General features: G+C 55.3%; 25 protein-coding genes. 6 read left to right on the top strand and 19 right to left on the bottom strand.

Annotation, left to right across the window (positions count from 1 at the left end; genetic code table 11):
* Positions 1-132: 132 nt before the first annotated feature.
* The 6 genes from fabG to yceD all read right to left on the bottom strand — a co-directional run bounded on the left by fabG (position 133) and on the right by yceD (position 4,610).
* Positions 133-867: a 3-oxoacyl-ACP reductase FabG gene (fabG, locus tag B2Q93_RS00310; protein WP_040076152.1), complete on the bottom strand. Its 735-nt coding sequence runs from the start codon at positions 865-867 to the stop codon at positions 133-135.
* Positions 868-879: 12 nt separating this feature from the next.
* Positions 880-1,809, bottom strand: coding sequence for an ACP S-malonyltransferase (gene fabD, locus B2Q93_RS00305; RefSeq protein WP_286931584.1), 930 nt, complete (start codon positions 1,807-1,809; stop codon positions 880-882).
* A gap of 15 nt (positions 1,810-1,824) precedes the next feature.
* Positions 1,825-2,778 (bottom strand): beta-ketoacyl-ACP synthase III, encoded by a 954-nt coding sequence (locus B2Q93_RS00300; RefSeq protein WP_046885700.1) that lies wholly within the window; start codon positions 2,776-2,778, stop codon positions 1,825-1,827.
* Between the two features lie 6 nt (positions 2,779-2,784).
* Positions 2,785-3,819: a phosphate acyltransferase PlsX gene (plsX, locus tag B2Q93_RS00295; protein ID WP_154298858.1), complete on the bottom strand. Its 1,035-nt coding sequence runs from the start codon at positions 3,817-3,819 to the stop codon at positions 2,785-2,787.
* Positions 3,820-3,898: 79 nt separating this feature from the next.
* Positions 3,899-4,072 carry a 50S ribosomal protein L32 gene (gene rpmF, locus B2Q93_RS00290; protein WP_003857964.1) on the bottom strand — a complete coding sequence of 58 codons (174 nt, stop codon included), beginning with the start codon at positions 4,070-4,072 and terminating at the stop codon, positions 3,899-3,901.
* A gap of 16 nt (positions 4,073-4,088) precedes the next feature.
* Positions 4,089-4,610 (bottom strand): 23S rRNA accumulation protein YceD, encoded by a 522-nt coding sequence (yceD, locus tag B2Q93_RS00285; RefSeq protein ID WP_006174678.1) that lies wholly within the window; start codon positions 4,608-4,610, stop codon positions 4,089-4,091.
* A 140-nt stretch (positions 4,611-4,750) separates the two neighbouring features.
* On the opposite strand from yceD, the gene B2Q93_RS00280 reads away from it, so the two are divergent.
* Positions 4,751-5,335, top strand: a complete 585-nt coding sequence (locus B2Q93_RS00280; RefSeq protein WP_212478644.1) for a Maf family protein — start codon at positions 4,751-4,753, stop codon at positions 5,333-5,335.
* 29 nt (positions 5,336-5,364) lie between these two features.
* On the opposite strand, the gene rluC is transcribed toward B2Q93_RS00280, so the two are convergent.
* Complete coding sequence (gene rluC / locus B2Q93_RS00275; protein WP_040076159.1) at positions 5,365-6,318, bottom strand: 23S rRNA pseudouridine(955/2504/2580) synthase RluC; 954 nt, start codon at positions 6,316-6,318, stop codon at positions 5,365-5,367.
* Positions 6,319-6,889: 571 nt separating this feature from the next.
* Here rluC and rne point away from each other — a divergent pair.
* Positions 6,890-10,090 carry a ribonuclease E gene (rne, locus tag B2Q93_RS00270; RefSeq protein ID WP_286931583.1) on the top strand — a complete coding sequence of 1,067 codons (3,201 nt, stop codon included), beginning with the start codon at positions 6,890-6,892 and terminating at the stop codon, positions 10,088-10,090.
* A 44-nt stretch (positions 10,091-10,134) separates the two neighbouring features.
* Here rne and B2Q93_RS00265 read toward each other — a convergent pair whose 3' ends face one another.
* The gene (locus B2Q93_RS00265) at positions 10,135-11,076 is read right to left on the bottom strand and encodes a LysR family transcriptional regulator (protein ID WP_040076162.1); all 942 of its coding nucleotides are present in this window, start codon (positions 11,074-11,076) and stop codon (positions 10,135-10,137) included.
* 109 nt (positions 11,077-11,185) lie between these two features.
* Between B2Q93_RS00265 and B2Q93_RS00260 the strand changes: the two genes are divergently transcribed.
* On the top strand, positions 11,186-12,400 hold the full coding sequence (locus tag B2Q93_RS00260; protein WP_286931582.1) for an MFS transporter: 1,215 nt from the start codon (positions 11,186-11,188) through the stop codon (positions 12,398-12,400).
* Positions 12,401-12,479: 79 nt separating this feature from the next.
* Here B2Q93_RS00260 and flgL read toward each other — a convergent pair whose 3' ends face one another.
* The 11 genes from flgL to flgB form a co-directional block, all read right to left on the bottom strand.
* Positions 12,480-13,433: a flagellar hook-associated protein FlgL gene (gene flgL / locus B2Q93_RS00255; RefSeq protein ID WP_286931581.1), complete on the bottom strand. Its 954-nt coding sequence runs from the start codon at positions 13,431-13,433 to the stop codon at positions 12,480-12,482.
* A gap of 14 nt (positions 13,434-13,447) precedes the next feature.
* Positions 13,448-15,091: a flagellar hook-associated protein FlgK gene (gene flgK, locus B2Q93_RS00250; protein ID WP_286931580.1), complete on the bottom strand. Its 1,644-nt coding sequence runs from the start codon at positions 15,089-15,091 to the stop codon at positions 13,448-13,450.
* Between the two features lie 75 nt (positions 15,092-15,166).
* A complete protein-coding gene (gene flgJ, locus B2Q93_RS00245; RefSeq protein WP_286931579.1) occupies positions 15,167-16,120 on the bottom strand; it encodes a flagellar assembly peptidoglycan hydrolase FlgJ in 954 nt (317 codons plus the stop codon).
* Positions 16,120-17,217 carry a flagellar basal body P-ring protein FlgI gene (locus B2Q93_RS00240; protein WP_040076169.1) on the bottom strand — a complete coding sequence of 366 codons (1,098 nt, stop codon included), beginning with the start codon at positions 17,215-17,217 and terminating at the stop codon, positions 16,120-16,122. The genes flgJ and B2Q93_RS00240 overlap by 1 nt, the downstream gene beginning before the upstream one ends.
* A 12-nt stretch (positions 17,218-17,229) precedes the next feature.
* Positions 17,230-17,928, bottom strand: a complete 699-nt coding sequence (flgH, locus tag B2Q93_RS00235) for a flagellar basal body L-ring protein FlgH (RefSeq protein ID WP_040076170.1) — start codon at positions 17,926-17,928, stop codon at positions 17,230-17,232.
* 57 nt (positions 17,929-17,985) lie between these two features.
* Positions 17,986-18,768 carry a flagellar basal-body rod protein FlgG gene (gene flgG / locus B2Q93_RS00230; protein ID WP_040076171.1) on the bottom strand — a complete coding sequence of 261 codons (783 nt, stop codon included), beginning with the start codon at positions 18,766-18,768 and terminating at the stop codon, positions 17,986-17,988.
* Between the two features lie 11 nt (positions 18,769-18,779).
* Positions 18,780-19,535, bottom strand: coding sequence for a flagellar basal body rod protein FlgF (locus tag B2Q93_RS00225; protein ID WP_046885706.1), 756 nt, complete (start codon positions 19,533-19,535; stop codon positions 18,780-18,782).
* Between the two features lie 20 nt (positions 19,536-19,555).
* A complete protein-coding gene (flgE, locus tag B2Q93_RS00220; protein ID WP_046885707.1) occupies positions 19,556-20,818 on the bottom strand; it encodes a flagellar hook protein FlgE in 1,263 nt (420 codons plus the stop codon).
* A 26-nt stretch (positions 20,819-20,844) separates the two neighbouring features.
* Positions 20,845-21,540 (bottom strand): flagellar hook assembly protein FlgD, encoded by a 696-nt coding sequence (flgD, locus tag B2Q93_RS00215; RefSeq protein WP_040076174.1) that lies wholly within the window; start codon positions 21,538-21,540, stop codon positions 20,845-20,847.
* An 11-nt stretch (positions 21,541-21,551) separates the two neighbouring features.
* Positions 21,552-21,956 carry a flagellar basal body rod protein FlgC gene (gene flgC / locus B2Q93_RS00210; protein ID WP_040076175.1) on the bottom strand — a complete coding sequence of 135 codons (405 nt, stop codon included), beginning with the start codon at positions 21,954-21,956 and terminating at the stop codon, positions 21,552-21,554.
* A gap of 2 nt (positions 21,957-21,958) precedes the next feature.
* The gene (gene flgB / locus B2Q93_RS00205) at positions 21,959-22,375 is read right to left on the bottom strand and encodes a flagellar basal body rod protein FlgB (protein WP_046885708.1); all 417 of its coding nucleotides are present in this window, start codon (positions 22,373-22,375) and stop codon (positions 21,959-21,961) included.
* A 159-nt stretch (positions 22,376-22,534) separates the two neighbouring features.
* Between flgB and flgA the strand changes: the two genes are divergently transcribed.
* The 3 genes from flgA (at position 22,535) to flgN (ending at position 24,008) form a co-directional block, all read left to right on the top strand.
* Positions 22,535-23,194, top strand: coding sequence for a flagellar basal body P-ring formation chaperone FlgA (gene flgA, locus B2Q93_RS00200; protein ID WP_046885740.1), 660 nt, complete (start codon positions 22,535-22,537; stop codon positions 23,192-23,194).
* A gap of 93 nt (positions 23,195-23,287) precedes the next feature.
* Positions 23,288-23,575 carry a flagellar biosynthesis anti-sigma factor FlgM gene (gene flgM, locus B2Q93_RS00195; RefSeq protein WP_040076177.1) on the top strand — a complete coding sequence of 96 codons (288 nt, stop codon included), beginning with the start codon at positions 23,288-23,290 and terminating at the stop codon, positions 23,573-23,575.
* A 7-nt stretch (positions 23,576-23,582) separates the two neighbouring features.
* Positions 23,583-24,008, top strand: coding sequence for a flagella biosynthesis chaperone FlgN (flgN, locus tag B2Q93_RS00190; protein WP_286931578.1), 426 nt, complete (start codon positions 23,583-23,585; stop codon positions 24,006-24,008).
* The last annotated feature ends 46 nt before the right edge of the window (positions 24,009-24,054 follow it).

Raw genomic sequence — 24,054 nt, 5'->3', positions numbered from 1 at the left:
CTCGCTTTCGCGATGGTTTTCGTAGTGTATAAAATGTTGAAAAATTTGCAACTAAATCCCGGCAGTTCTTACCACGATTTTACGTTATTTTGAGGCCAATCCCTACAATAACGCAAATATTTTCGATCGTGGTTAAACCATATACATCCCGCCGTTGACGTGGAGGGTCTCACCAGTGATGTAACCCGCTTCGTCAGAGGCTAAAAATGCAACCGCGCTGGCAATTTCTTTAGGATCGCCAAGACGACCCGCAGGAACAGCTGCCAGCGTACCCGCACGCTGATCATCGGTCAGCGCACGCGTCATGTCCGTTTCAATAAAGCCCGGAGCAACAACGTTTACAGTAATACCGCGGGACGCAACTTCGCGCGCCAGCGACTTACTGAAACCGATCAGACCTGCTTTCGCCGCAGCGTAGTTAGCCTGACCAGCATTTCCCATGGTACCAACCACAGAACCGATAGTGATAATACGGCCATGACGCTTTTTCATCATAGCTCGCATTACCGCTTTTGACAGACGGAATACAGATGACAGGTTGGTTTCGAGAATATCGTCCCACTCATCATCTTTCATTCGCATCAGCAGGTTATCGCGAGTGATACCGGCATTATTTACCAGAATATCGACTTCGCCAAACTCTGCGCGAATATTTCCCAGAACAGATTCGATAGATGCAGGATCGGTCACATTCAGTACCAGACCTTTCCCGTTATCACCCAGATAGTCGCTGATGGCCTGTGCGCCATTCTCGCTGGTTGCAGTGCCGATAACTTTCGCGCCACGGGCAACGAGCGTCTCAGCGATTGCGCGACCGATACCGCGGCTTGCGCCGGTGACCAGTGCGATTTTTCCTTCAAAACTCATGGTTTTCCTCTTTTATTGCGAGAGTGCCGCTGACATTGCTTCCGGCTCATTAATGGCCGAGGCAGTCAGGGTATCAACAATACGTTTAGTCAGGCCGGTGAGGACTTTACCCGGGCCCACTTCATACAGGTGCTCAACGCCCTGCGATGCCATAAATTCAACGGTTTTGGTCCACTGAACCGGGCTGTACAGCTGACGTACCAGCGCCTGGCGGATCGCTTCAGGTGCGGTTTCAGCCTGCACGTCAACGTTATTCACCACCGGAACAGACGGTGCGTTGAAGGTGATTTTTTCCAGCTCCAGCGCCAGCTTATCTGCGGCGGGTTTCATCAGTGCACAGTGAGAAGGTACGCTGACAGGCAGAGGAAGTGCGCGTTTCGCGCCTGCTGCTTTACAGGCTGCACCTGCACGTTCCACTGCTTCTTTGTGACCTGCGATCACGACCTGGCCCGGGGAGTTGAAGTTAACAGGCGATACTACCTGCCCTTCGGCTGACTCTTCACAGGCTTTGGCGATAGACTCATCGTCCAGACCAATAATGGCCGACATACCGCCGGTCCCTTCAGGCACGGCTTCCTGCATGAATTTGCCACGCAGTTCAACCAGACGCACCGCATCCGCAAAGCCGATCACCCCGGCACAGACCAGTGCGGAGTATTCGCCAAGGCTATGGCCAGCCATCATGACAGGCGCTTTTCCGCCCTGCTGCTGCCACAAGCGCCAGAGCGCGACGGAGGCGGTCAGTAACGCAGGCTGCGTCTGCCAGGTCTTGTTCAGCTCTTCAGCAGGACCCTGCTGAGTCAGTGCCCAGAGATCATACCCCAGGGCATCAGAAGCTTCACGGAAAGTCTCTTCAATAACCGGGTTGCTTGCTGCTAAATCAGACAACATGCCAACGGCCTGAGAGCCCTGACCCGGAAACACAAATGCAAATTGCGTCATTTTTATTAATCCTTTTTAGAAACGAACCAGTGCAGAGCCCCAGGTGAACCCGCCGCCAAAGGCTTCGAGCAGCACCAGCTGACCCCGTTGAATTCGCCCATCGCGTACCGCTTCGTCAAACGCGCAAGGTACGGATGCCGCAGAGGTGTTGCCGTGACGATCAAGGGTCACCACAACGTTATCCATCGACATGCCTAACTTTTTGGCCGTGGCGCTGATAATGCGCAGGTTAGCCTGATGTGGCACCAGCCAGTCGAGCGCCGTGCGCTCCAGGTTATTGGCCTGCAGCGTCTCATCAACGATATGCGCCAGCTCGGTTACCGCGACCTTGAACACTTCGTTTCCGGCCATGGTCAGGAAAATCGGGTCGTCCGGGTTAACGCGGTTGGCGTTCGGCAGCGTTAACAACTCACCGTAGCTGCCATCGGCATGCAGGTGAGTAGAGATGATGCCCGGCTCTTCAGACTGACCAAGCAGTACCGCGCCGGCACCGTCGCCGAAGATAATAATCGTGCCGCGATCGTTAGGATCGCAAGTGCGTGCGAGAACATCAGAACCGATCACCAGCGCATTTTTAACTGCACCAGATTTCACGTATTGATCGGCGATGCTCAACGCGTAGGTAAAGCCCGCGCAGGCGGCCGCAACGTCAAAAGCCGGGCAACCTTTAATGCCCAGCATGTTCTGAACCTGACAGGCTGCACTTGGGAAAGCATGGGTCGCAGACGTCGTTGCAACGATAATCAGACCAATGTCGTTTTTATCGACGCCAGCCATGTCGAGCGCACGCAGAGCAGCTTCATAACCCATGGTAGAAACGGTTTCATCTGGCGCGGCGATACGACGCTCGCGGATACCTGTGCGTGTGACAATCCACTCGTCAGAGGTATCAACCATTTTTTCCAGATCGGCGTTGGTTCGCACTTGTTTGGGCAGATAGCTGCCGGTACCTAAAATCTTCGTATACATGTACGCTCAGTCACTTTTTGCTAATACAGATTCCAGGCGAGCGGCAATCCGCTGAGGAACTTGTCGCTGCACCGCCTGCACTGCCTGTTCAATCGCGACGGTAAAGGCTCGCTGATTGGCAGCACCATGACTCTTAATCACGATGCCGCGCAATCCTAACAGACAGGCGCCATTATACTGGTCGGGGTTGAGGTGACTGAATCGCCGCGTCAGGCTTTTTTGTAACCAACGCTTTAATAAAATCAGCCACCAGGACCGTTTTTTACCCTCGCCCTGCGATTTCAGCAGCGAGAGAAACATTCTGACGACCCCTTCCATGGTTTTTAACGTGACGTTTCCAGTAAAACCGTCACACACCAGTACATCCGTTTTTCCGGTCAATAATTCGTTGGCTTCGAGATAACCAATATAGTTGATGGTCGGAACAGTTTTAAGTCGCTCGGCAGCCTCGCGGATATTATCAAGACCTTTGGTCTCTTCTTCTCCGATATTCAGCAAGGCGACGCGCGGATTGGTGATGCCTACCACCTCTTCGGCCAGAACCGAGCCCATCACGGCGAATTGCGCCAGCATCACACCATCGCAATCGACGTTAGCACCTAAATCAAGCACCACTGTTTTGCCTTTCTGTTGATGCGGTAAAACCGTCACCAACGCCGGGCGCTCAATCCCCTCGATGGGTTTGAGCAGTAATTTGGCCAGCCCCATTAGCGCGCCGGTATTTCCCGCGCTCACGCAAGCCTCAGCTCGCCCTTCTTTTACCAGCTCCAGCGCCACTCGCATTGAACTGCCCCGGCTATTACGAATAGCCTGCGATGGGCGGGCATCACTGGCAATAACTGACTGCGCAGGAATAATCTGCAGACGTGAACGTTGTTCAAAGTCAGCTTTTGCAAGTAATGGCGTGATTGTGTCGGGATTGCCGACTAAAAGAAGTGTGAGTTGCGAATTAGAGTTCAGTGCCTGCAATGCTGCAGGCACTGTCACTGAAGGGCCAAAATCTCCCCCCATGACATCTAACGCCAGGGTTAGACGTGTCAAGGTATCGTCACAGCCTGGTTTGGTGTTTCCCCAGTTGCCCGGGGAAATCCTCACTAAGCTTCATCACGCTTGCGCGTGATTACTTAGTGATTACCTTGCGGCCACGGTAGAAACCGTCAGCAGTGATGTGGTGACGCAGGTGTTTCTCACCAGAAGTCTTGTCTACAGACAGGCTGGTAACTGCAGTCAGCGCGTCATGGGAACGACGCATGCCACGTTTGGAACGGGTTGGTTTATTCTGTTGTACGGCCATGGACCTTACTCCTCAATTACTTACGCTTTAAGCTGGCTAATACGGCAAATGGGTTTGGTTTTTGCGCTTCATCAGGCAGTTCCCCAAAGACCATGTCCGCCTCGGACACTTCACAGTGTTCAGAATCATGCACCGGAACGACTGGCAAGGTGAGGATGATTTCATCTTCAACCAACGCCAGAAGATCGATTTCACCGAATTCGTTAACCTCAATCGGCTCATACGCTTCCGGGAGTGCTTCAGCCTGTTCGTCGGAACGAACCGGGCTAAAACAATACGTTGTGTGAACATGCTGTACAAACGGTTTCCCGCAACGCTGACATTCGAGCGTTACCGTCACCTTTGCATCACCGGTTAAAACGGCAAGGCGCTGGTTGTCGATAGCGAACGACATGGAGCATTCTACATCACTGTCCACACTGACTACGGATTCGGCAATACGCTCTGCCTGATCGGAAGAATAGATTCCTTCGTAATCGAGGCGTTTTTGAGCCGTACGGACCGGATCAAGAGTCAGGGGTAATTTTACCTTTTGCATAGGGCGCGCATATTAACTTTGTAACGTCATAGAGTCAAAGAAAAAGGCAACCAGAGCTGCCTTTTGCCAATTATTCGCACACATTGCGGCCTGTAGTTTAAAATGGCTGGCATCGATACGCTATATCTGGTGAAAAAAATATGCCGAATCTCATTCTTGCCTCCACATCTCCCTGGCGCCGCGCGTTGCTTGAAAAACTCGGTCTACCGTTTGAATGTGCCGCACCGGACATCGATGAGACCCCGCAGCCGGGTGAGTCCCCCCGCCATCTCGTTCTTCGTCTGGCACAGGAAAAAGCGCAGTGCCTCGCCGCACGTTATCCTAACCATCTGATTATAGGATCCGATCAGGTTTGCGTCCTGGATGGCGAGATTACCGGTAAACCGCACACGGAAGAGAGAGCACGCCAGCAGCTCATGAAAGCGCGCGGCAACATCGTCACCTTTTATACGGGGCTGGCGCTGTATAACACCGCGACGGGCCATCTACAGACAGAGTGCGAACCCTTTGACGTCCACTTCCGTCATCTTAGCGAGCAGGAGATCGACGACTACGTGCGCAAAGAGCGCCCGCTGAGCTGCGCAGGCAGTTTCAAAAGCGAAGGGCTGGGGATTGCGCTGTTCGATCGGCTGGAGGGGCGCGATCCCAATACGCTGGTCGGGTTGCCGCTCATTGCGCTCTGCCAGATGCTTCGTCGGGAAGATTACAACCCGTTAATGGCGTAAAAAAACCGGCCAATGGCCGGTTTCTTCTTTTAGCTCGCGTCCCGCAATACCTTGAGGCAACGTTTGAGCTGGTCGTCAAGCGGCGCTTCAACGCGCATGACCTCCCCCGTATTAGGGTGGGTAAACTTCAGTGCCGCTGCGTGCAGAAACAGGCGTGAAAGCCCGGTACCCGCCAACTGCTTATCAAATTCGCGATCGCCATAGCGATCATCAAAGGCAATCGGGTGGCCTGCGTGCTGGGTATGGACGCGAATCTGGTGAGTACGCCCCGTCACCGGGCTGCAACGCACCAGCGTTGCAAAGGCGTAACGCTCTTCAACCTTAAAACGGGTCTCAGACGGTTTACCTTCCTGGCTCACGCGCACAATACGCTCACCGCTTTGCAGAATATTTTTCAGCAGTGGCGCTTGAACCACTTTCACGTGAGATTGCCACTGGCCGCGAACCAGCGCGAGATAATCTTTCTGCATCCCTTTTTCACGCAACTGTTCATGCAGGGAGCGCAGCGCGGAGCGTTTCTTTGCCACCAACAAGATGCCAGAAGTATCGCGATCGAGGCGGTGTACCAGTTCAAGGAAGCGCGCTTCCGGGCGCAGGGCGCGTAAACCTTCGATCACGCCAAAGCTCAGCCCACTGCCGCCATGTACGGCGGTGCCTGAAGGCTTGTTCAGCACCAGGATATGATCGTCTTCATATAAAATCACATCCGTTAGCGCCGCGACTTTGTTGAGATGCGGCGAGACCGCCTGCTCTTCCCGCTCGGCGACGCGGACCGGCGGGATGCGGACTTCATCTCCCGCTTCAAGTTTGTATTCAGGTTTGATGCGCTTCTTATTTACCCGCACCTCACCCTTACGCAGGATGCGGTAGATCATGCTCTTTGGCACGCCCTTCAGTTGGGTGCGCAAAAAGTTGTCGATACGTTGCCCCGCTTCATCTTCGGTGATGGCAACGATTTTTACTGATGGAGTCTCTGTTTTCATGGTGGGCGATTCTAATTATCAGTCGCGGTTAGCGCCACTCATTTTTCTATGCTTATATATACCTTTGACCGGTTACTCTTTGCTTTACGCAATCGATTTGATGGTTATTAAACCGATCCATTCGAAGAAGTGAAAAAACTGTGAGTAACCGGGTGATAAATGGTAAAAGTCAACTTGCTATAACCCAGGAAGCAATGGAATAATGTTGCTGTTTTCCGTGTTAAATCCTGGTTAAGTAAGGATAACGACGGAATGACCAATTTTGTCTGACCGATCATCCACGCAGCAATGGCGTAAGACGTATTGATCTTTCAGACAGTTAGCGGGCTGCGGGTTGCAGTACTTACCGGTAAATGGAATCTTCTCTGGAGAGTTTTACCCAGGCTGTTCCCCTGATAATTGCGCTGTGTTTCCGTATGAAATACAGGCAACCGACACTTTGCGCCTCTTAAGCGAGCGACAACCGTGAGGTTGGCGACGTGAATAGACACGAGGCCATCGGTTCATACCCCGGAAAGCGTCATCTTGCCCGCAGCTTAGTCGTCAATGTAAGAATAATGAGTAAGTTACGATGAAAAGAATGTTAATCAACGCAACTCAGCAAGAAGAGTTGCGTGTCGCCCTTGTGGATGGGCAGCGTCTGTACGATCTGGATATTGAAAGCCCAGGCCACGAACAGAAAAAAGCGAACATTTACAAAGGCAAAATCACCCGCATTGAACCCAGCCTTGAAGCTGCATTTGTTGACTACGGTGCTGAGCGTCACGGTTTCCTCCCACTCAAAGAAATTGCCCGCGAATATTTCCCGTCCAACTATAACGCCCATGGTCGTCCGAACATCAAAGACGTTCTGCGTGAAGGTCAGGAAGTTATCGTTCAGATCGATAAAGAAGAACGGGGTAACAAAGGCGCTGCGCTAACAACCTTTATTAGCCTGGCAGGCAGCTATCTGGTGCTGATGCCAAACAACCCACGCGCTGGCGGCATCTCTCGTCGCATCGAAGGTGATGATCGCACTGAGCTGAAAGAAGCACTGGCAAGCCTTGAGCTGCCGGACGGCATGGGCCTGATTGTTCGCACCGCGGGCGTCGGCAAATCTGCCGAAGCGTTGCAGTGGGACCTGAGCTTCCGCCTTAAACACTGGGAAGCGATTCAGAAAGCCGCAGAAAGCCGCCCTGCCCCATTCCTGATTCACCAGGAAAGTAACGTCATTGTCCGTGCTTTCCGCGACTATCTGCGTCAGGACATTGGCGAGATTCTGATTGATAACCCTAAAGTGCTTGAGCTGGCTCGCCAGCATATCGCCGCACTGGGTCGTCCGGATTTCACCAGCAAAATTAAACTGTACACCGGTGAAATCCCGCTGTTCAGCCACTACCAGATTGAATCCCAGATTGAGTCAGCCTTCCAGCGTGAAGTGCGTCTGCCGTCAGGCGGTTCTATCGTTATCGATACTACCGAAGCCCTGACCGCAATCGACATCAACTCCGCGCGTGCAACCCGCGGTGGCGATATCGAAGAGACGGCCTTTAACACCAACCTGGAAGCGGCAGATGAGATTGCACGTCAGCTGCGTCTGCGTGACCTCGGTGGTCTGATCGTTATCGACTTTATCGATATGACCCCTGTTCGCCACCAGCGCGCCGTTGAGAACCGACTGCGCGAATCCGTGCGTCAGGACCGTGCGCGTATCCAGATCAGTCATATTTCGCGCTTTGGCCTGCTGGAGATGTCTCGTCAGCGTCTTAGCCCGTCTCTGGGTGAGTCCAGCCATCACGTCTGCCCACGCTGTTCCGGTACGGGTACCGTGCGTGACAACGAATCGCTGTCCCTCTCCATTCTGCGTCTGATTGAAGAAGAAGCGCTGAAAGAGAACACCAAAGAAGTTCACGCCATTGTTCCGGTGCCGATTGCGTCTTATCTGCTGAACGAAAAACGTGCCGCAGTGAGCGCCATCGAAACGCGTCTGGGCGGCGTTCGTTGCGTGATCGTGCCAAACGATCAGATGCAGACGCCGCATTACTCGGTTCTGCGCGTGCGTAAAGGCGAAGAGACGGCCACCCTGAGCTACATGCTGCCGAAGCTGCATGAAGAAGCGATGGCCCTGCCGTCTGAAGAAGAGTACGCCGAACGTAAACTGCCAGAGCAGCCTGCGCTGGCCGCTTTCGTGATGCCTGAAGCACCGCCAGCACCTGCACAGGAAGAGGCAACCGCCAAACCTGCGGCGAAGAAACCAGCCGTTGTAGCAAGCACAGCCCCTGCTGAGCAAGGCCTGCTGAGCCGCTTCTTCAGTGCGCTGAAGAAGATGTTTGCCGGTGAAGAGGCGCAGCCTGAACAGCCGAAAGTCGAGAAAAGAGAAGAGAAGCAGGAACGTTCTCAGGAGCGCCGTAAACGTCAAAACAACCGTCGCGATCGTAATGACCGTGGCGATCGTAACGACCGTGGCGACCGTGGCGACCGTGGCGACCGCAATGAACGTCGCGACAACCGTGCTGACAACAACGAAGCGCGTGAAGGCCGCGAGGAGAACCGCCGTAATCGCCGCGAGAAATCGCAGCAGAACGCGGAAGAGCGCGAAATTCGCCAGTCTACCGGCACCGAAGCGGAAAAAACCCGTAACCGTGACGAGCAGCAGCCGCGTCGTGAGCGCAACCGTCGTCGTAATGACGAGAAGCGTCAGGCACAGCAAGAAGTTAAAGTGCTGAACCGCGAAGAGCAGCCAGAGCAGGAAACCGAGCAGGAAGAACGCGTTCAGGTGATGCCGCGCCGTAAACAGCGCCAGTTGACCAAATCTGTACGTATCCAGTCTCAGGCAGACGAAGCCGCAGCCGTAGAAACCGTTGAGGCACCTGTTGCCCCGGCACAGAGCACCGAACTGGCGAAAGTGGATCTGCCAGCCGTGGTGGAAAACGTGCAGGAGCAGGACGACAACGGCGAAGCGCGTGATAACGCCGGTATGCCGCGTCGTTCACGTCGTTCCCCGCGTCATCTGCGTGTAAGTGGTCAGCGTCGTCGTCGTTACCGTGACGAACGTTACCCGCTGCAGTCGCCGATGCCACTGGCCATTGCCTGCGCCTCCCCAGAGATGGCGTCCGGTAAAGCCTGGATCCGTTATCCGGTTGCTCGCCCGCTGGAGCAAGAAGCGCAGATCGATGAGCAAACCAATGCCGTTGAACCTGTTGTGACCGACGCCACTACTGTTGCACCGGAAGAGGTGAATACCGCTGCAGCGATTGCTGTTGAGTCGCAAGTTGCGCCGGTGGAGACAACCCATCCGGAAGTGATTGCCGCGCCTGTTGCTGAACAACCGCAAATTATCGCCAATGAAGATGTCGTGGTCGCTAAAGAGGTGATTGAAGAGGTCGCAGCAGCAGAACCTGTTGTGGCTGAAGCATCCGAAGCGCCTGCTCAGGAAGCCCCTGCTGTCGCAGCCGTGGCCGACGTTGAACCGGAAATTGCGCCTGTTGTTGAAGCAGAGCCTGTGGTTGAAGCAGAGCCGGAAGTGAAAGCTGAGCCTGAAGTGAAGGCGGATGTCGCTGTAGAGAAAGCGCCAGAAGTCAACGCAGCGCCAGCCGCGAAAGCTGACACCTCACGGCACCATGCGACTGCTCCTATGACCCGCGCTCCTGCGCCGGAATACGTCGCAGAAGCACCGCGCCATAGCGACTGGGTACGTCCAGCCTTCAACTTCGAAGGTAAAGGATCTGCCGGTGGCCACAGTGCAACGCATCAGGCCACTGCGCCTGCAACGCGTCCGCAGTCTGTTGAATAAACACGCCGCGTAATAAAAAAGCCGACTTTAGGGTCGGCTTTTTTTTACCTTTTTTGCGCCAGCGGCTTACGCATACCGGCTATTTCTGGCATCACTTCACGCATCATTTCCAGAAAACGTCTTAAGCGCGCAGGATAATAGCGCGACCACGGATAGACCAGGTGCACGGGCAGTGCTGCAGGCTGCCATTCCGGTAAAAGATGCACCAGCCTCCCTGCCCGAATATCTTCCTCCACCGTCCAGCTCGACACCACCGCTACCCCCAGCCCGGTAAGTGCGCTTTTACGCGTCACGTACAGGCTGTCAGTGCTTAAGCGGGGAGAGATAGGGATACGCAACGGTTGCGTCTCTCCGTCGGTGTAGAGCTCGATATGTTGACGATAAAAGCTGTTCAATGCCACCCAGGGCAATGCGGATAGCGCCTGAGGTGACTGCACAGGATCGAAGCGAGCCAGGAGTTCCGGCGCGGCCACAATGCAGCGCGGCACCTCCGCCAGCAGGATTGAAACCGTTGCCGGATCGATCTCCGCCCCGACCCGAATCGCGCAGTCGATATTTTCACTCATAAAATCTGCCGAACGGTCATTCAGCATCCACTCGACCGTCAGCCGCGGGTAACGGTTCAGAAACTGTGTTAATGGCTCCAGTAACTGCTCCTGACCGAAGGCGTGCGGCGCCCGCACACGCAGCACACCAACGGGTTCATCTTCCGCATGGCCCATCTCATCTTCCAGCGCCAGCCAACTGTCTATCACCCTACCCGCGTGCTGATAGCAGCGTTCGCCGTCATCGGTCAGTTTCATGGCATGCGTGGTGCGTAAAATGAGTCGCACACCCAGCAGTGATTCAAGCGATTGCAAACGGCGGCTGACCGTCGCCTGGGTGGTTTCAAGTTGTTTCGCCGCCGCAGACAGCGAGCCTGCCTCAACAATGCGGACGAAGGTTCGCATCAACTCCACCCTATCTATACGCTCTGAACGCTGCATCTCACCCTCTGTTATACGTTTAACGTATAGGTGTTTTAACACCAGGCTGGCTACCACCGCAAGCGTGGGTGCGAAAGAATAGCCTCACATCCTGATTGAGGTACACACTATGAACACTACCCTCCCTGCCCACGCCATTAGCCGCTGGGTCATTTTACTGCTCGCCATTGGCGCTGGCTTTAGCGTCGCCTCGATTTACTACGCCCAGCCTTTGCTGCCGCTGATGGGCAGCGACCTGCACCTGAGTATTGAAGGGATGGGGCTGGTACCTACCCTGACCCAGGCCGGCTATGCCATCGGCATTCTGTTTCTGCTGCCGCTTGGCGATCGCCATGATCGTCGAACCCTGATTCTGCTGAAAAGCACGGCCCTGGCGCTGGTTTTGCTGGCCAGTAGCCTCGTCACGGAACTGCACAGCTTACTGATTGTTAGCCTGCTGATTGGTATGGCAGCCACCATGGCGCAGGATATCGTTCCGGCGGCGGCCATTCTTGCCCCTGAGGGCAAACAGGGGAAAACCGTTGGTACGGTGATGACCGGTCTGCTGCTCGGGATTTTGCTCTCCCGTACCGTTAGCGGCATCGTTGGCGAAGCCTTTGGCTGGCGCGTAATGTATCAACTGGCGGCGGCCAGTATTGCCCTCATCGGTTTGGTGATGTGGGCTGTTCTGCCCCGCTTCGCTATTCATTCCACGCTTAGCTACCCCGCATTAATGCGCTCGATGGCGCACCTGTGGCGCCGCTACCCCGCATTGCGTCGTGCCGCGCTGGCACAAGGGTTTCTCTCAATCGCCTTCAGCGCCTTCTGGTCAACGCTGGCGGTGATGCTGCTGGAGCGCTATCAGTTGGGCAGCGCGGTGGCAGGAGGATTCGGTATTGCCGGGGCAGCCGGTGCGCTGGCGGCTCCGCTGGCCGGTGGGCTGGCTGATAAGCTGGGCGCAGGTAAAGTCACCCAGCTAGGCGCCGCACTGGTCACCGTCTCTTTTGCCCTGATGTTCCTGATGCCTATGCTGGGCGTTCATGGTCAACTGATTCTGATTGCCGTATCGGCGGTGGGGTTTGACCTGGGTCTGCAATCCAGCCTGGTGGCCCACCAGAACCTGGTTTATAGCCTTGAGCCGCAGGCGCGCGGGCGTCTGAATGCCCTCCTCTTTACCGTGGTATTCATTGGTATGGCGCTGGGCTCTGCGCTGGGTACTAAGGTGTATGCCCTTGCTGGCTGGCCAGCCGTAGTGGCCCTGGCTACCCTTACTGGCGCTATCGCACTGGTGATTCGCCTGACCGGGCGCACCGCAACGACCACCGCCGCTGCGCAAAACGGATAAAAAAAAGCCCAACCCGGGATGACGGGTTGGGCAGACAAAGTATGACCAGTTTCAAGCCATACTCTAAAGGTCAAAAATGTTATCTATTCAGCTGAAACAGAGACATTCCCTGCATATCAGTGAACGCTTTATACGAAGCCTGAAGCGCCGCTTGCTGCATGGTGTAGGACGAAATGACCGAGTTCCAGTCAACATCAATCAGATCGCTCATCTGCTTAGTCTGTCCAAGCGTGCGTTCTGCGCCGAGGTCGTCCAGCTTGTCCAGTTCGTTCAGGCGGGTCCCCAGTTCGGCACGCACGGTCAGCACGTTATCCAGCGAGTTACGCAGGCCACGATTTGCGACGTCAATGCTGTCTTTCAGCGCTACCGATTTCGTGGCATCGTCACCAACAGGATCGTTCAGCGCTGCGATGGCGGTATCGAGAATTTTGAACAGGTTCGCTTCACCGGTTCTGCCATCGGGTTCTTTCACCGCATTGCTGGTGAATTTGGCGAAGACGTCACTGCCGATATGGCTCACTTCCATATTACGCGCGGCGTCAACCTGCTGGCTGATGGCCGTATTACCGCCTTCATAGTCACCGGTGGTGCCATCAAACGCCGGGGCTTCCGTGTTATAGCCCGCAAAGATATAGCGTCCGTTACCGTCAGTGCTGTTGGCCAAGTTCATCAGCTGATCGCGAAGCCCTTTCAGATCCGTCGCCAACGAGGCGCGGTCGTTATCGGTTAGGGTTCCGTTACCGGCATAGACGATTTTTTCCTGCGCGCTCTGCAGTGCGGTCGTAACCTGACCCAGCACGCTCTCTTCCAGCGATACTTTGGTCGTTGCAAAGCTGCGGGCCAGCTCATATTGGCTGTTCTGCGACTGCGCCTGAGACAGCACAACCGCCTGAGAGGCGGCAATAGGATCGTCAGACGGACGATTGACGCGCTGCCCGGTCGTCATTTGTTCGCCATAGCTCAGCCACTTGCTCTGAGAATTGGTGATGCCCTGCATCTGTTGCTGGTACATCATCTGGGTGCTAATACGCATTTGTCACCTCGTCCTTAGCGAATGTTAATTAACGCATCAAAGAGCGTACTGGCGGTCTGCAGTACCTGTGCGTTAGCCAGATAGTACTGCTGGTAACGTTGCAGGTTGCCGTACTCTTCATCAAGGTTAACCCCAGAGATGGACTGCTGTTGATTGCTCAACTGCGTGACCACGTTGGCTTTCGTTTGGCTGCTGGTCTTAAGGGAAGCCGTTGAGCTGCCCACGGTGCTCACCAGAGAGGCGTAAGCATCGTTAAAGGACTTGTTACCGCCTACCAGCTTACTGTTTTGCAGATCCAGCATCGCCTGGCCGTTACGGTTGTCGCTCTTGCCACCGCCGGTGGCTGAGGCCATCGCCAGCTTCGACTCATCTTTGACCAGCATGTTCATGTTGACGATCACATCCTGAACCGGTTTCAGGATGAAGCTGTCTTTCACGTTGGCGTCAGCATTATTGCTCACGTTGACGGTCAGGCCATCGAAGTTCATATCGCCGTTCGCGTCCGGCGTGACGGCGAAGCTGGTCTTGTCCGCAAGGCGGGTCACGGTCCAGCCGGAAGCAGTTTTTTCCAGCTGATAATCCGTTGCCTGAACTTTGGTGGTGTCATCAAAGGTCGCCGTGACGATCGCCGTCCCGGTGTTTTTGGCGTTGCTGGTGACCGCAGGCTTCCCGAAGGAGAAGAGCTCTGTGCCCGTGTCACCATTCGCGTCCAAACCCTGCTTTTGCTGATTGTTCATCGCATCGGCAAACGCCAGCGCCATCTGGTTCAGATTATTACGCACCTTATCCAGATCCTGCGAACGGAAGGTCAACAGGCCGCCTAAAGAGCCGGAGTTCAGCTGCTTTTCCTGAATCTCTGATGTGCCGGTTGCGTCAACAAACGCGACCGCCACGCGGGACGGATCGGCGCTGGATGATACTGCTGCCAGCTGGTTCGAATTGCTACCCTGAACCAGGGTATATCCGTTACCAATAGAGATGTTATAGGTACCGCTATCCTGGACGGAGACTTCAACGCCAACGATCTGGTTTAACTCACTCACCAGCTGGTCACGCTGGTCAAGCAGGTTGTTTGGCGAAGCACCTGCGCCCACACCGGTCAGACGGGAGATCTGATCGTTGAGATTGGCAATTTGTTTCGCATAACCATTAATTTGATCAACGCTGGTGGTGAGCGCGATGTTGACCTGTTTTTCCTGGTCACGCAGATACTGGTCGGTCACTTTGAACTGGTTTACCAGGCCATCGGCTTTACCCAGTACGGTCTGACGCGCCGCTGGATCTTCGGCGTTACTGACCAGCGTTTGCAGGCTTTTAAAGAAGTCTTGCAGCGTGGTAGATATAGAGTTAGTGGTATCAGAGAGCACGTCATCAATTTTTGACATCTGCTGATAGCGCGTCGTTAGCCCACTGCTGTCGGTTTGCGCTGCACGCAGCTGGTTGGTGATGAACCCGTCATATTCACGCTGTACCCCAGAAACATAAACGCCGTTTCCTACCCAGCCACCGCCTGTGAGGGTGCTGTTCGATGCGCCCAGCACTGTAGTCTGGCGGGTATACCCTGCCACGTTGTAACTTGAAATATTATTACTGACGGTATTCAGCGCTGCCTGTGCAGCACCGAGGCCACTCATGGCGCTGTTAATCAAACTGGACATGGGGGTTCCTTTTACACTTTCAGACACGAGTCCTGATGATGATTATCGGCAGACACCATCAGGACTTGAGAACTTTCAGAACAGATTTTCAAGATCTGTGCTATAGGCTTTACTGACTTTTTCACCCATTGCTTTTAGCTGCTGGATCATGCTGGTGAGCTTGCGGGCGTAGTTCGGATCGGTGGCATACCCTGCGCTCTGAAGCGCCTGTGCACCCTGCTCCGCCGTCGCCGCCTGAATCACCGCAGCGTAGCGCGGATTGCGGGTGAGCAAGCCAACGTAATCTGAGAGTGCCTCCAGATAGGAGCTGTAAACGCGGAACCTGGCTTTAACCTTTTTCGCCTCACCGTTTTCGAACTCGGTGGTGGTGATCTCGGTCGTCGGCCCTTTCCAGCTGCCAGACGCTTTCACACCAAAGATGTTAAAGCTCGGCTCGCCGTTTTCCCGACGGATCTGGCGCTGGCCCCAACCCGACTCAAGCGCCGCCTGGGCCAGAATCAGGTGATGCGGCACGCCGCTCTGCTCGCTCGCCAGGCGCGCGGGCAGAGAGAGCTGCGCCAGGAAGTCTTTGCTGTCGCCGGATAACGGCTCATCGCTGCTCTCCGGCGCTTTCGGCACGGCCTTACGCACCATCTGGGTTAGCGCCTGGTTTTGATAACTGGTCACCGTTTGCAGGTCGAACTTCATCGGCACCTGCTGAGGCTGATCTTCCGGCTTAACTCCCTGCGCGGCTTCCATCTGCTTGACGATCATATCGGCAAGGCCAAGCCCCTTGCCGGATGTCATCTGCTGGGCAATCTGTTGGTCATACATGCTGGTGTACAGCCGGGTTGAGTCGCTGCTGAAGATGCCATCTTTCGGTAGCGCTTCACGCATGCTTTTCAACATCATCTGCACAAACATCCCTTCAACCTGGCGGGCAACCGGGCGGAGATTCGCCGCCGGGTCTTTACCTGCACTGGTTTTCAGCTCGTTGAGCGACTGGGCATCCCAGGCCGCACTTGCCATCAGTTTGCTATCGCCGAGCATTAGATAATTTCCACTTTCGCGCGCAGGCAACCTGCGGTCTGCATGGATTGCAGAATCGACATCAGCTCCATCGGCGTGGCGCCCAGCGCGTTAAGCGCACGTACCACATTGTTGAGATTGGCGCTGGAACGTACGCTCTGCAGTGAACCCCCCTCCTGGCGCAGATCGATCTGCGTCTGCGGCGTCACCACCGTCTGGCCGCCACCGAATGGCGTATCAGGCTGGCTGACGTTCGCCTGGCGGTTAACCGTTACCGAGAGGTTCCCCTGCGCCACGGCGCAACTATCCAGGGTCACTTCGCGGTTCATTACCACCGAGCCGGTACGGGAGTTGATAATCACTTTCGCATCCTGCAACGGTACGTTGACTTCCATATTCTGGATATCGGCCAGCATCCGGACCTGATTGCTGCCGCCGCTGGAGGTGCGAATCTGCACGGTACGCGCGTCAAGCGCTGTCGCACTGCCAAAGCCACGGCTGCGGTTGATGGTGTCGGCAATCTGCTGCGCCATGGTGAAATCTTCATTATTCAGCTGCAGATTGATGGTGTTACCGGAACCAAACTGAGACGGGAGCTCACGTTCAATGATGGCGCCGTTGGTGATGCGCCCGCCATTGAGCTGGTTAACCTGCACGCTGCTGCCACCCGCAGAGGCGCCTGCGCCGCCGACCAGAATGTTACCCTGGGCCAGCGCGTAGACCTGGCTGTCCACCCCTTTCAGCGGGGTCATTAACAGCGTACCGCCGCGCAGACTTTTGGCGTTACCCATGGAAGAGACCACCACGTCAATGGTCTGCCCCTGACGCGCAAACGCGGGGAAGCTCGCGGTAACCATAACGGCCGCCACGTTCTTCAACTGCATGTTGGTGCCCGTGGGTACCGTGATCCCCAGTTGCGAGAGCATGTTGTTCAGGCTCTGGGTGGTGAACGGGGTTTGCGTCGTCTGGTCACCGGTACCATCCAGCCCTACGACCAGGCCGTAGCCTATCAAGGAGTTTTGTCGTACGCCCTGTACGCTGGTGAGATCGCGGATACGGTCAGCCTGGGCAAAGCTTGCCACCAGCACCAACGCGATACCCAAGAGGGATTTAAACATAGGTCACCTCGCTTACATCGGCGATAAATTAAGGAAGAAACGCTGCAGCCAACCCATATTCTGCGCCTCGTTGATGTAGCCGTTACCGACGTACTCAATGCGCGCATCCGCCACCTGGGTGGACGGTACGGTGTTAGTGCCGCTGATGGTGCGAGGGTTAACCACACCGGAGAATCGAATGAACTCAGTGCCCTGATTGATGGCAATCTGTTTTTCACCCACAACATGTAAATTACCGTTCACCAGTACCTGATCGACGGTCACCGTCAGGGTGCCGCTAAAGGTATTGCTGGCGTTGGCGCCGCCCTTACCATTAAAGGAGTTGCCGCCAGAGGTCTCGACATCGGCACGTGCATTACCAAACAGCCCTTGCAGGTAGCGTGGCACGGTGTCAAAGCCAAAATTCGTTTTGCCATCGCGGCTGGCGTTCGCCGACGAGCTCTTGCTCGCACTGACGTTTTCCTGCAGGACGATGGTGAGTGTGTCACCCACGTTACGCGGACGACGATCTTCAAACAGCGGCTGATAACCGTAGTTAATAGGCTGCGCGGTCTGGAAAATAGAGCCGTTAACGACCGGCGCGGGGCCGGGAACGGGTTGGGCGGTGGTCGCACCCTGCACCAAAGGTTTAGACGGGATCCAGGCGCAACCGCTCAGGGTCACGGCCAGCAGAGTCACTATAGGATAACGATTCGCCGCGTGTTTTTGCATTGCCTTCATCTTCGAAAACAGGGAGCCGGTGCGGGGATTACCGCACCGGGCTACACCTTAGAGTTGCGTCAGTTTCTGCAGCATCTGGTCGGTCGTCGACACTGCTTTACTGTTAATTTCATACGCACGCTGAACCTGGATCATATTCACCAGCTCTTCCGCGACGTTAACGTTAGAGGTCTCAACGTACCCCTGATAGAGCAAACCTGAACCATTCAAACCTGGCGTGCTCTCGTTCGGCGCGCCGGAAGACTGGGTTTCGATGTACAGGTTCTCACCGATGCTTTCCAGACCGGTGTCGTTCATAAAGGTGGTGAGGTTGAGCTGGCCAACCTGCACAGGTGCCGCCTGGCCCTGCTGGGTCACGCTCACGACCCCGTCACGCCCGATAGTGATGCCGAGGGCGTTGGCCGGAATGGTGATCGCTGGCTGTACCTGGAAACCGCCTGCGGTGACCAGCTGGCCGTTCTGATCCACCTGGAACGAACCATCACGGGTATAGGCGGAGGTGCCATCTGGCAACTGTACCTGGAAGAAACCCTGCCCTTTGATGGCCACATCTTTACTGTTGTTGGTCTGAGACAGGTTACCCTGGCTATGCAGACGCTCGGTCGCTACCGGACGAACGCCGGTACCAATCTGCAAACCGGACGGCAGCGTTGTCTGTTCAGACGACTGCGCACCTGGCTGGCGGATGGTTTGATAAAGCAAATCTTCAAAAACGGCGCGTTGACGCTTAAAACCATTGGTGCTTACGTTCGCCAGGTTGTTGGCGATCACATCCATATTGGTTTGCTGCGCATCCAGGCCAGTTTTTGCGATCCATAAAGAACTGATCATAGGAAGTCCTGTTAAGTCATTGCCAACAGTTGGTTAGCTTTGCCCGCGTTCTCATTCACGCTGCTGATAACTTTCATCTGCATCTCGAAACGACGTGCGCTGGCGATCATATCGGTCATGGCTTCAACCGGTTTGACGTTACTGCCCTCCAGTACGCCAGACATAACGCGAATGGTTGGGTCAGCCTGCAGGGCTGCGCCTCGGGTTGCCTGTGCCGCCTGCGTCAGACGGAAGATACCGTCGTCGCCACGCTGCACTTCGTTACCCTCGGCCTTTACCAGCTTCAGACGACCGACCGGCGCCACCGTATTCGGCGGATCGCCCGGATTAAGTGCAGAGATGGTACCGTCTGCGGCAATAGTGACCTCAGAGCCTTCCGGCACGGCGATCGGTCCTGCTTCGCCAATCACCGGACGCCCCTGAATCGTCAGTTGTCCCGCCGCATTCACCTGAATGTTACCGTTACGGGTATAACCTTCTGTACCGTCTGCGGTCTGTACCGCCAGCCAGCCATCCTGCTGCAGCGCCACGTCCAGCGGACGCGAGGTGTAGTCCATTTGGCCAGGGGTCATATCTGCGCCCGGCGTCGAGGCGGTGACCAGCGTACGCGTTGGCAAGGACAAGCCTTCTACCGGCACCGCACGCAGCGCATTGAGCTGGGCGCGAAATCCGGGTGTCGAGGCGTTAGCCAGGTTACTGGCTGTCACTGCCTGCTGATTGAGCGTCTGACTGGCAGCGCCCATCGCGGTATATATTGCGTGATCCATTAAGCTATCCCGTCAGCCACTTAGCGAAGGTTAACCAGCGTGTTGAGGATCTGGTCCTGGGTTTTGATGGTCTGCGCGTTCGACTGGTAGTTACGCTGCGCAACGATCATGTTCACCAGCTCTTTACTCAGATCCACGTTCGACGCTTCCAGCGCACCGTTGGTCAGTGAACCGAAGTTGCCGGTACCGGCGGTACCCAGCAGCGCCACGCCAGAAGACTGGGTCGCAGACCAGACGTTATTACCTTCGGACTGCAGACCTTCGTTGTTGGCGAAGTTCGCCAGCACGATCTGGCCCAGAACCTGGGTCTGTTCGTTGGAGTAGTTACCCACAACGGTACCGTCATCGTTGATCTGATAGCTGACCAGATCGCCTGGCTTATAACCGTTCTGGTTAGTGGCCACGATGTTGTTCGCACCGGTGTTCTGCTGCATGGAGTTGAGGAAGCTCAGCGTGAACGGGGTTGGCGTCGCACCATTTAATGCGCCGGTGGTGATGGCGATTGACGGTTCCGCATTTTTAGTCCCGCTCAGCACGCCCGCTGCGTCGTAGTTATAGACGCCTTCCAGGTTACCGCTGCTGTCAAAGCTCATCTGCGCCGCTTTGGTCGGCGTAGAACCATTTACGCTACCGTCCTGGGTATAGAGATCCCATTTGTTGTCCGCTGCTTTCACATAGTAGACATACATGTTGTGGGCGTTACCCTGGCTGTCGAAGACCGTCACCGTCCCTTTTTTGTTATAGCTGTCCGGGTTCGGGCTATTGGTCGTAGCGTCGAATGCGACAGATGGCAGTTTGTCAGTCGAGTTCAGGTTAATCTGCTGGGTGGCGGTATCGGTTGGTTTTGCCGACATCAGCGTATTCGGGATGGTGATCGCCTGTGGGTTCGCACCGGTCTGCACCGTTGGTGGCGTACCCGCGACCGGGTAACCGGTCAGCTGCAGGCCCTGCATGTTCACCAGGTTACGGTTTTCATCCAGGCTGAACTGGCCGTTACGGCTATAGAACACGGAACCGTTGCTGTCGACCATACGGAAGAAACCGTTCTGGCTAATGGCAACATCCAGGCCACGGCCGGTGTTGGTCGTGGTGCCGTCGGTGAAATCCTGGGTGATGCCGGCCACTTTGACGCCCAGACCCGCTTTAGAACCCGCAAACATATCCGCAAAAGAGGCGGTTGAGGATTTAAAACCATAGGTCGCGGAGTTGGCAATGTTGTTACCAATGACATCGAGGTTGGTGGCCGCAGCATTCAGGCCGCTGACCGCTTGAGAAAAGGCCATGACTTACTCCTGATAAGTATTAAGGCTTAGATAATCTGCCGAACTTGGTCGAGCGTGGTGGTACCGTAGGTACCCAAATCCAGTTTGTTGCCATCGCTACCCCGCGTGACGCCCTGAACCAGCGCAAACTGCAGAGGTTGTGCCACCAACTGGGTCGTGCCGCTGCTGGCAGAAATGGCAACGTTATAAGAGCCGTTCGGCGCGGTCGTGCCGTCGGCCAGCGTGCCATCCCAGGTAAAGGTGTGAACACCCGCTTTCAGTTCACCAATGTCAATGGTGCGAACGACGGCGCCAGCCTTATCGGTAATGGTGGCTGTCACTTTGTCGGCAGGCTGCTGCAGCTCAACGCCAAACGGCGTTGTCGACGTATTGCTGGTACCATCGGTAGTGTTGGTACCGGCAAGGATGGTGCTACCCGGGATCATCACGCCATGACCAATCAGGCTGCTTGCCTGCAGTGACTGGCTGTTGTCGATCTGGCCGGAGATAGAGCCCAGGGTGGTGTTCAGTTTTTCGATGCCGCTAACGGTACTGATCTGCGCAAGCTGCGTGGTCAGTTCGTTATTCTGCATCGGGTTGGTGGGGTCCTGGTTTTTCAACTGCGCCACCAGTAGCGTTAAGAAGCTGCTCTGCAGATCCGACGCTTTGCTACCCGTCAACGAGCTGGAGCTGGCTGCGCTGGTAGCATTGGTGGTGTCATTCATATTGACTGCAATGGACATGCGAGTCTCCTTTACTGACCGAGAGTAAGCGTTTTGAGCATCATGCCCTTGACGGTATTGAGTACTTCAACGTTTGCCTGGTAGCTGCGGGAGGCAGACATGGTGTTCACCATCTCACCCACGACATCCACGTTTGGCATTTTGACGTAGCCATTGGCATCGGCCAGCGGATTGCCTGGCTCGTACACCAGTTTGTCCGGCGCCTGGCTCTCGATCACATCAGCGACTTTTACCCCACCGGTCGCTGCGCCTGGCGCAGCATTGACCTGGAAAACAACCTGTTTTGCACGGTAGGGTTGACCATCTGGGCCCGTCACGCTGTCGGCGTTTGCCAGGTTACTGGCAGCCACGTTCAGACGCTGGGACTGGGCGGTCAACGCGGAACCGGCGATATCAAAAATATTCAGTAAAGCCAAAATTAATTGCCTCCCTGCAGGACATTCATCATGCCTTTAATTTGTCCACCGAGAACGGTCAGCCCCATCTGGTACTTGAGGCTGTTATCGGCAAACTGCGTACGCTCCCGGTCCATATCTACGGTGTTGCCGTCGAGGGATGGCTGATCGGGAACGCGGTAAAGTAAATCGGTGGTCGGGGTGTTAACGACCTGTGCGGGAATATGGCGTGCAGATGTCAGCGCAAGGGCAACGCCGGTGTTTTCGGCCCGTCCACGCTCCATCACTTTTTTAAGTTCACTGGAAAAATCAATATCGCGCGCCTGAAACCCGGGGGTATCAGCGTTCGCGATATTGGCGGCCAGAATCTCCTGACGCTGGGCGCGTAAGTTGAGCGCTTCCTGCTGAAAACGTAGCGCGGCGTCGAGTTTATCGAGCATGTCTCCTCCGCTGATGGCAAAATTTCAGTTCACAGCTTAAATCTCAACCCGTCACCCTTATCGACGGAATAAGCGCAAAATGCGTCGCTATTTATTGCGTTGATGAGAAAGGACGACAGGTAGAATCCCTCTCATCCTGGAACTGGCGGGTATTTTATGATGCGCATTTTCAAACGTGGTCTTGCCGCAACCTTATTGCTCTGGAGCGCCCTCTCTTCTGCGCAGGATCTGGACGCGCAGCTGACGGCATTTTTTGCCCAGCGGCTGGCCGGCATTAGCGATGAGGTCACCGTGACCATTCGTTCCCCGGCTAACCTGCTGCCGAGCTGTGAGCAGCCCTCATTTAGCGTACCGGGCAGTGCCAGACTGTGGGGCAATCTCAGCGTGCAGACACGTTGCGCCAATGAGAAGCGCTACATTCAGGTTGCAGTTCAGGCGATGGGCAATTATGTTGTCGCCTCCCAGGTGATTGCTCGCGGCAGCGTGTTGCAGCCCGGTAGCGTAACGCTTAAGCGCGGCAGACTGGATCAGTTGCCACCGCGCACCATGCTGGATATTAACCAGGCGCAAGATGCCGTCACGCTTCGCGATGTGGCGCCAGGGCAGCCACTGCAATTGAGTATGCTGCGTCAGTCATGGCGTATTAAAGCTGGTCAACGCGTGATGGTTGTCGCCAGCGGAGACGGCTTTAGCGTGAACAGTGAAGGCAAGGCGTTGAACAACGCAGCGGTGGCGCAGAATGCCCGCGTGCGTATGGCTTCCGGCCAGGTGGTCAGTGGAACGGTCGGTTCTGATGGGAATATTCTGATTAACCTATAATCTTTTTAAAGATTTTGCGGCGGCTGCCGATAAAGTAGTAACAAATGATGATGTCAGGCACCAACGCCGCGAACCCTCTATGAGGACAACACAATGAGCATTGATCGTACATCGCCCGTAAAGCCGGTTAGCACTGTACAAACTCGCGAAACGAATGACACTGCCACGCCAAAAACTCGCCTTGAAAAAACGGCGTCGGCTAACAGCACCAGCGTGACGCTGAGCGATGCCCAGGCGAAGCTGATGCAGCCGGGTAGCAACGATATTAATATGGAACGCGTTGACGCGCTGAAAACCGCTATTCGTAATGGCGAACTAAAAATGGATACCAGCAAAATTGCTGACGCGCTGATTCAGGAAGCGCAAAGTTTCTTAGAGTAAAAACCGTATGAGTCGTCTCTCGGAAATACTGGATCAAATGACGGTCATTCTTAATGACCTGAAAACGGTAATGGATGCTGAACAACAACAGCTCTCTGCCGGGCATATCAGCGGCAGCGCACTTCAGCGAATTACTGAAGATAAAAGTTCGCTGCTCGCCACTCTGGATTACCTGGAGCAGCAGCGTCGCGCTGAGCAAGTCTCCCAACGTAGTGCGAATGATGATTTCGCCGAACGCTGGCAGACAATTACAGAAAAAACCCAGCAGTTGCGCGACCTTAACCAGCACAATGGTTGGTTACTGGAAGGACAGATTACTCGCAACCAGCAGGCGCTGGAGGTTCTGAAGCCACATCAGGAGCCAGGCCTGTATGGCGCGAATGGACAACAGTTCGCCTCGCGCGGCGGCGGCGGTAAGAAGTTTTCTATCTAATCGCGACAGCGAGAGAGGAACGGGGAGCACAGTCTGTGACTCCCCT

The organism is Leclercia sp. UBA5958 (assembly GCF_002430365.1).
Classification (GTDB): Bacteria; Pseudomonadota; Gammaproteobacteria; order Enterobacterales; family Enterobacteriaceae; genus Enterobacter; species Enterobacter pneumoniae.
This window is presented reverse-complemented; position numbering and strand designations above follow the sequence as displayed.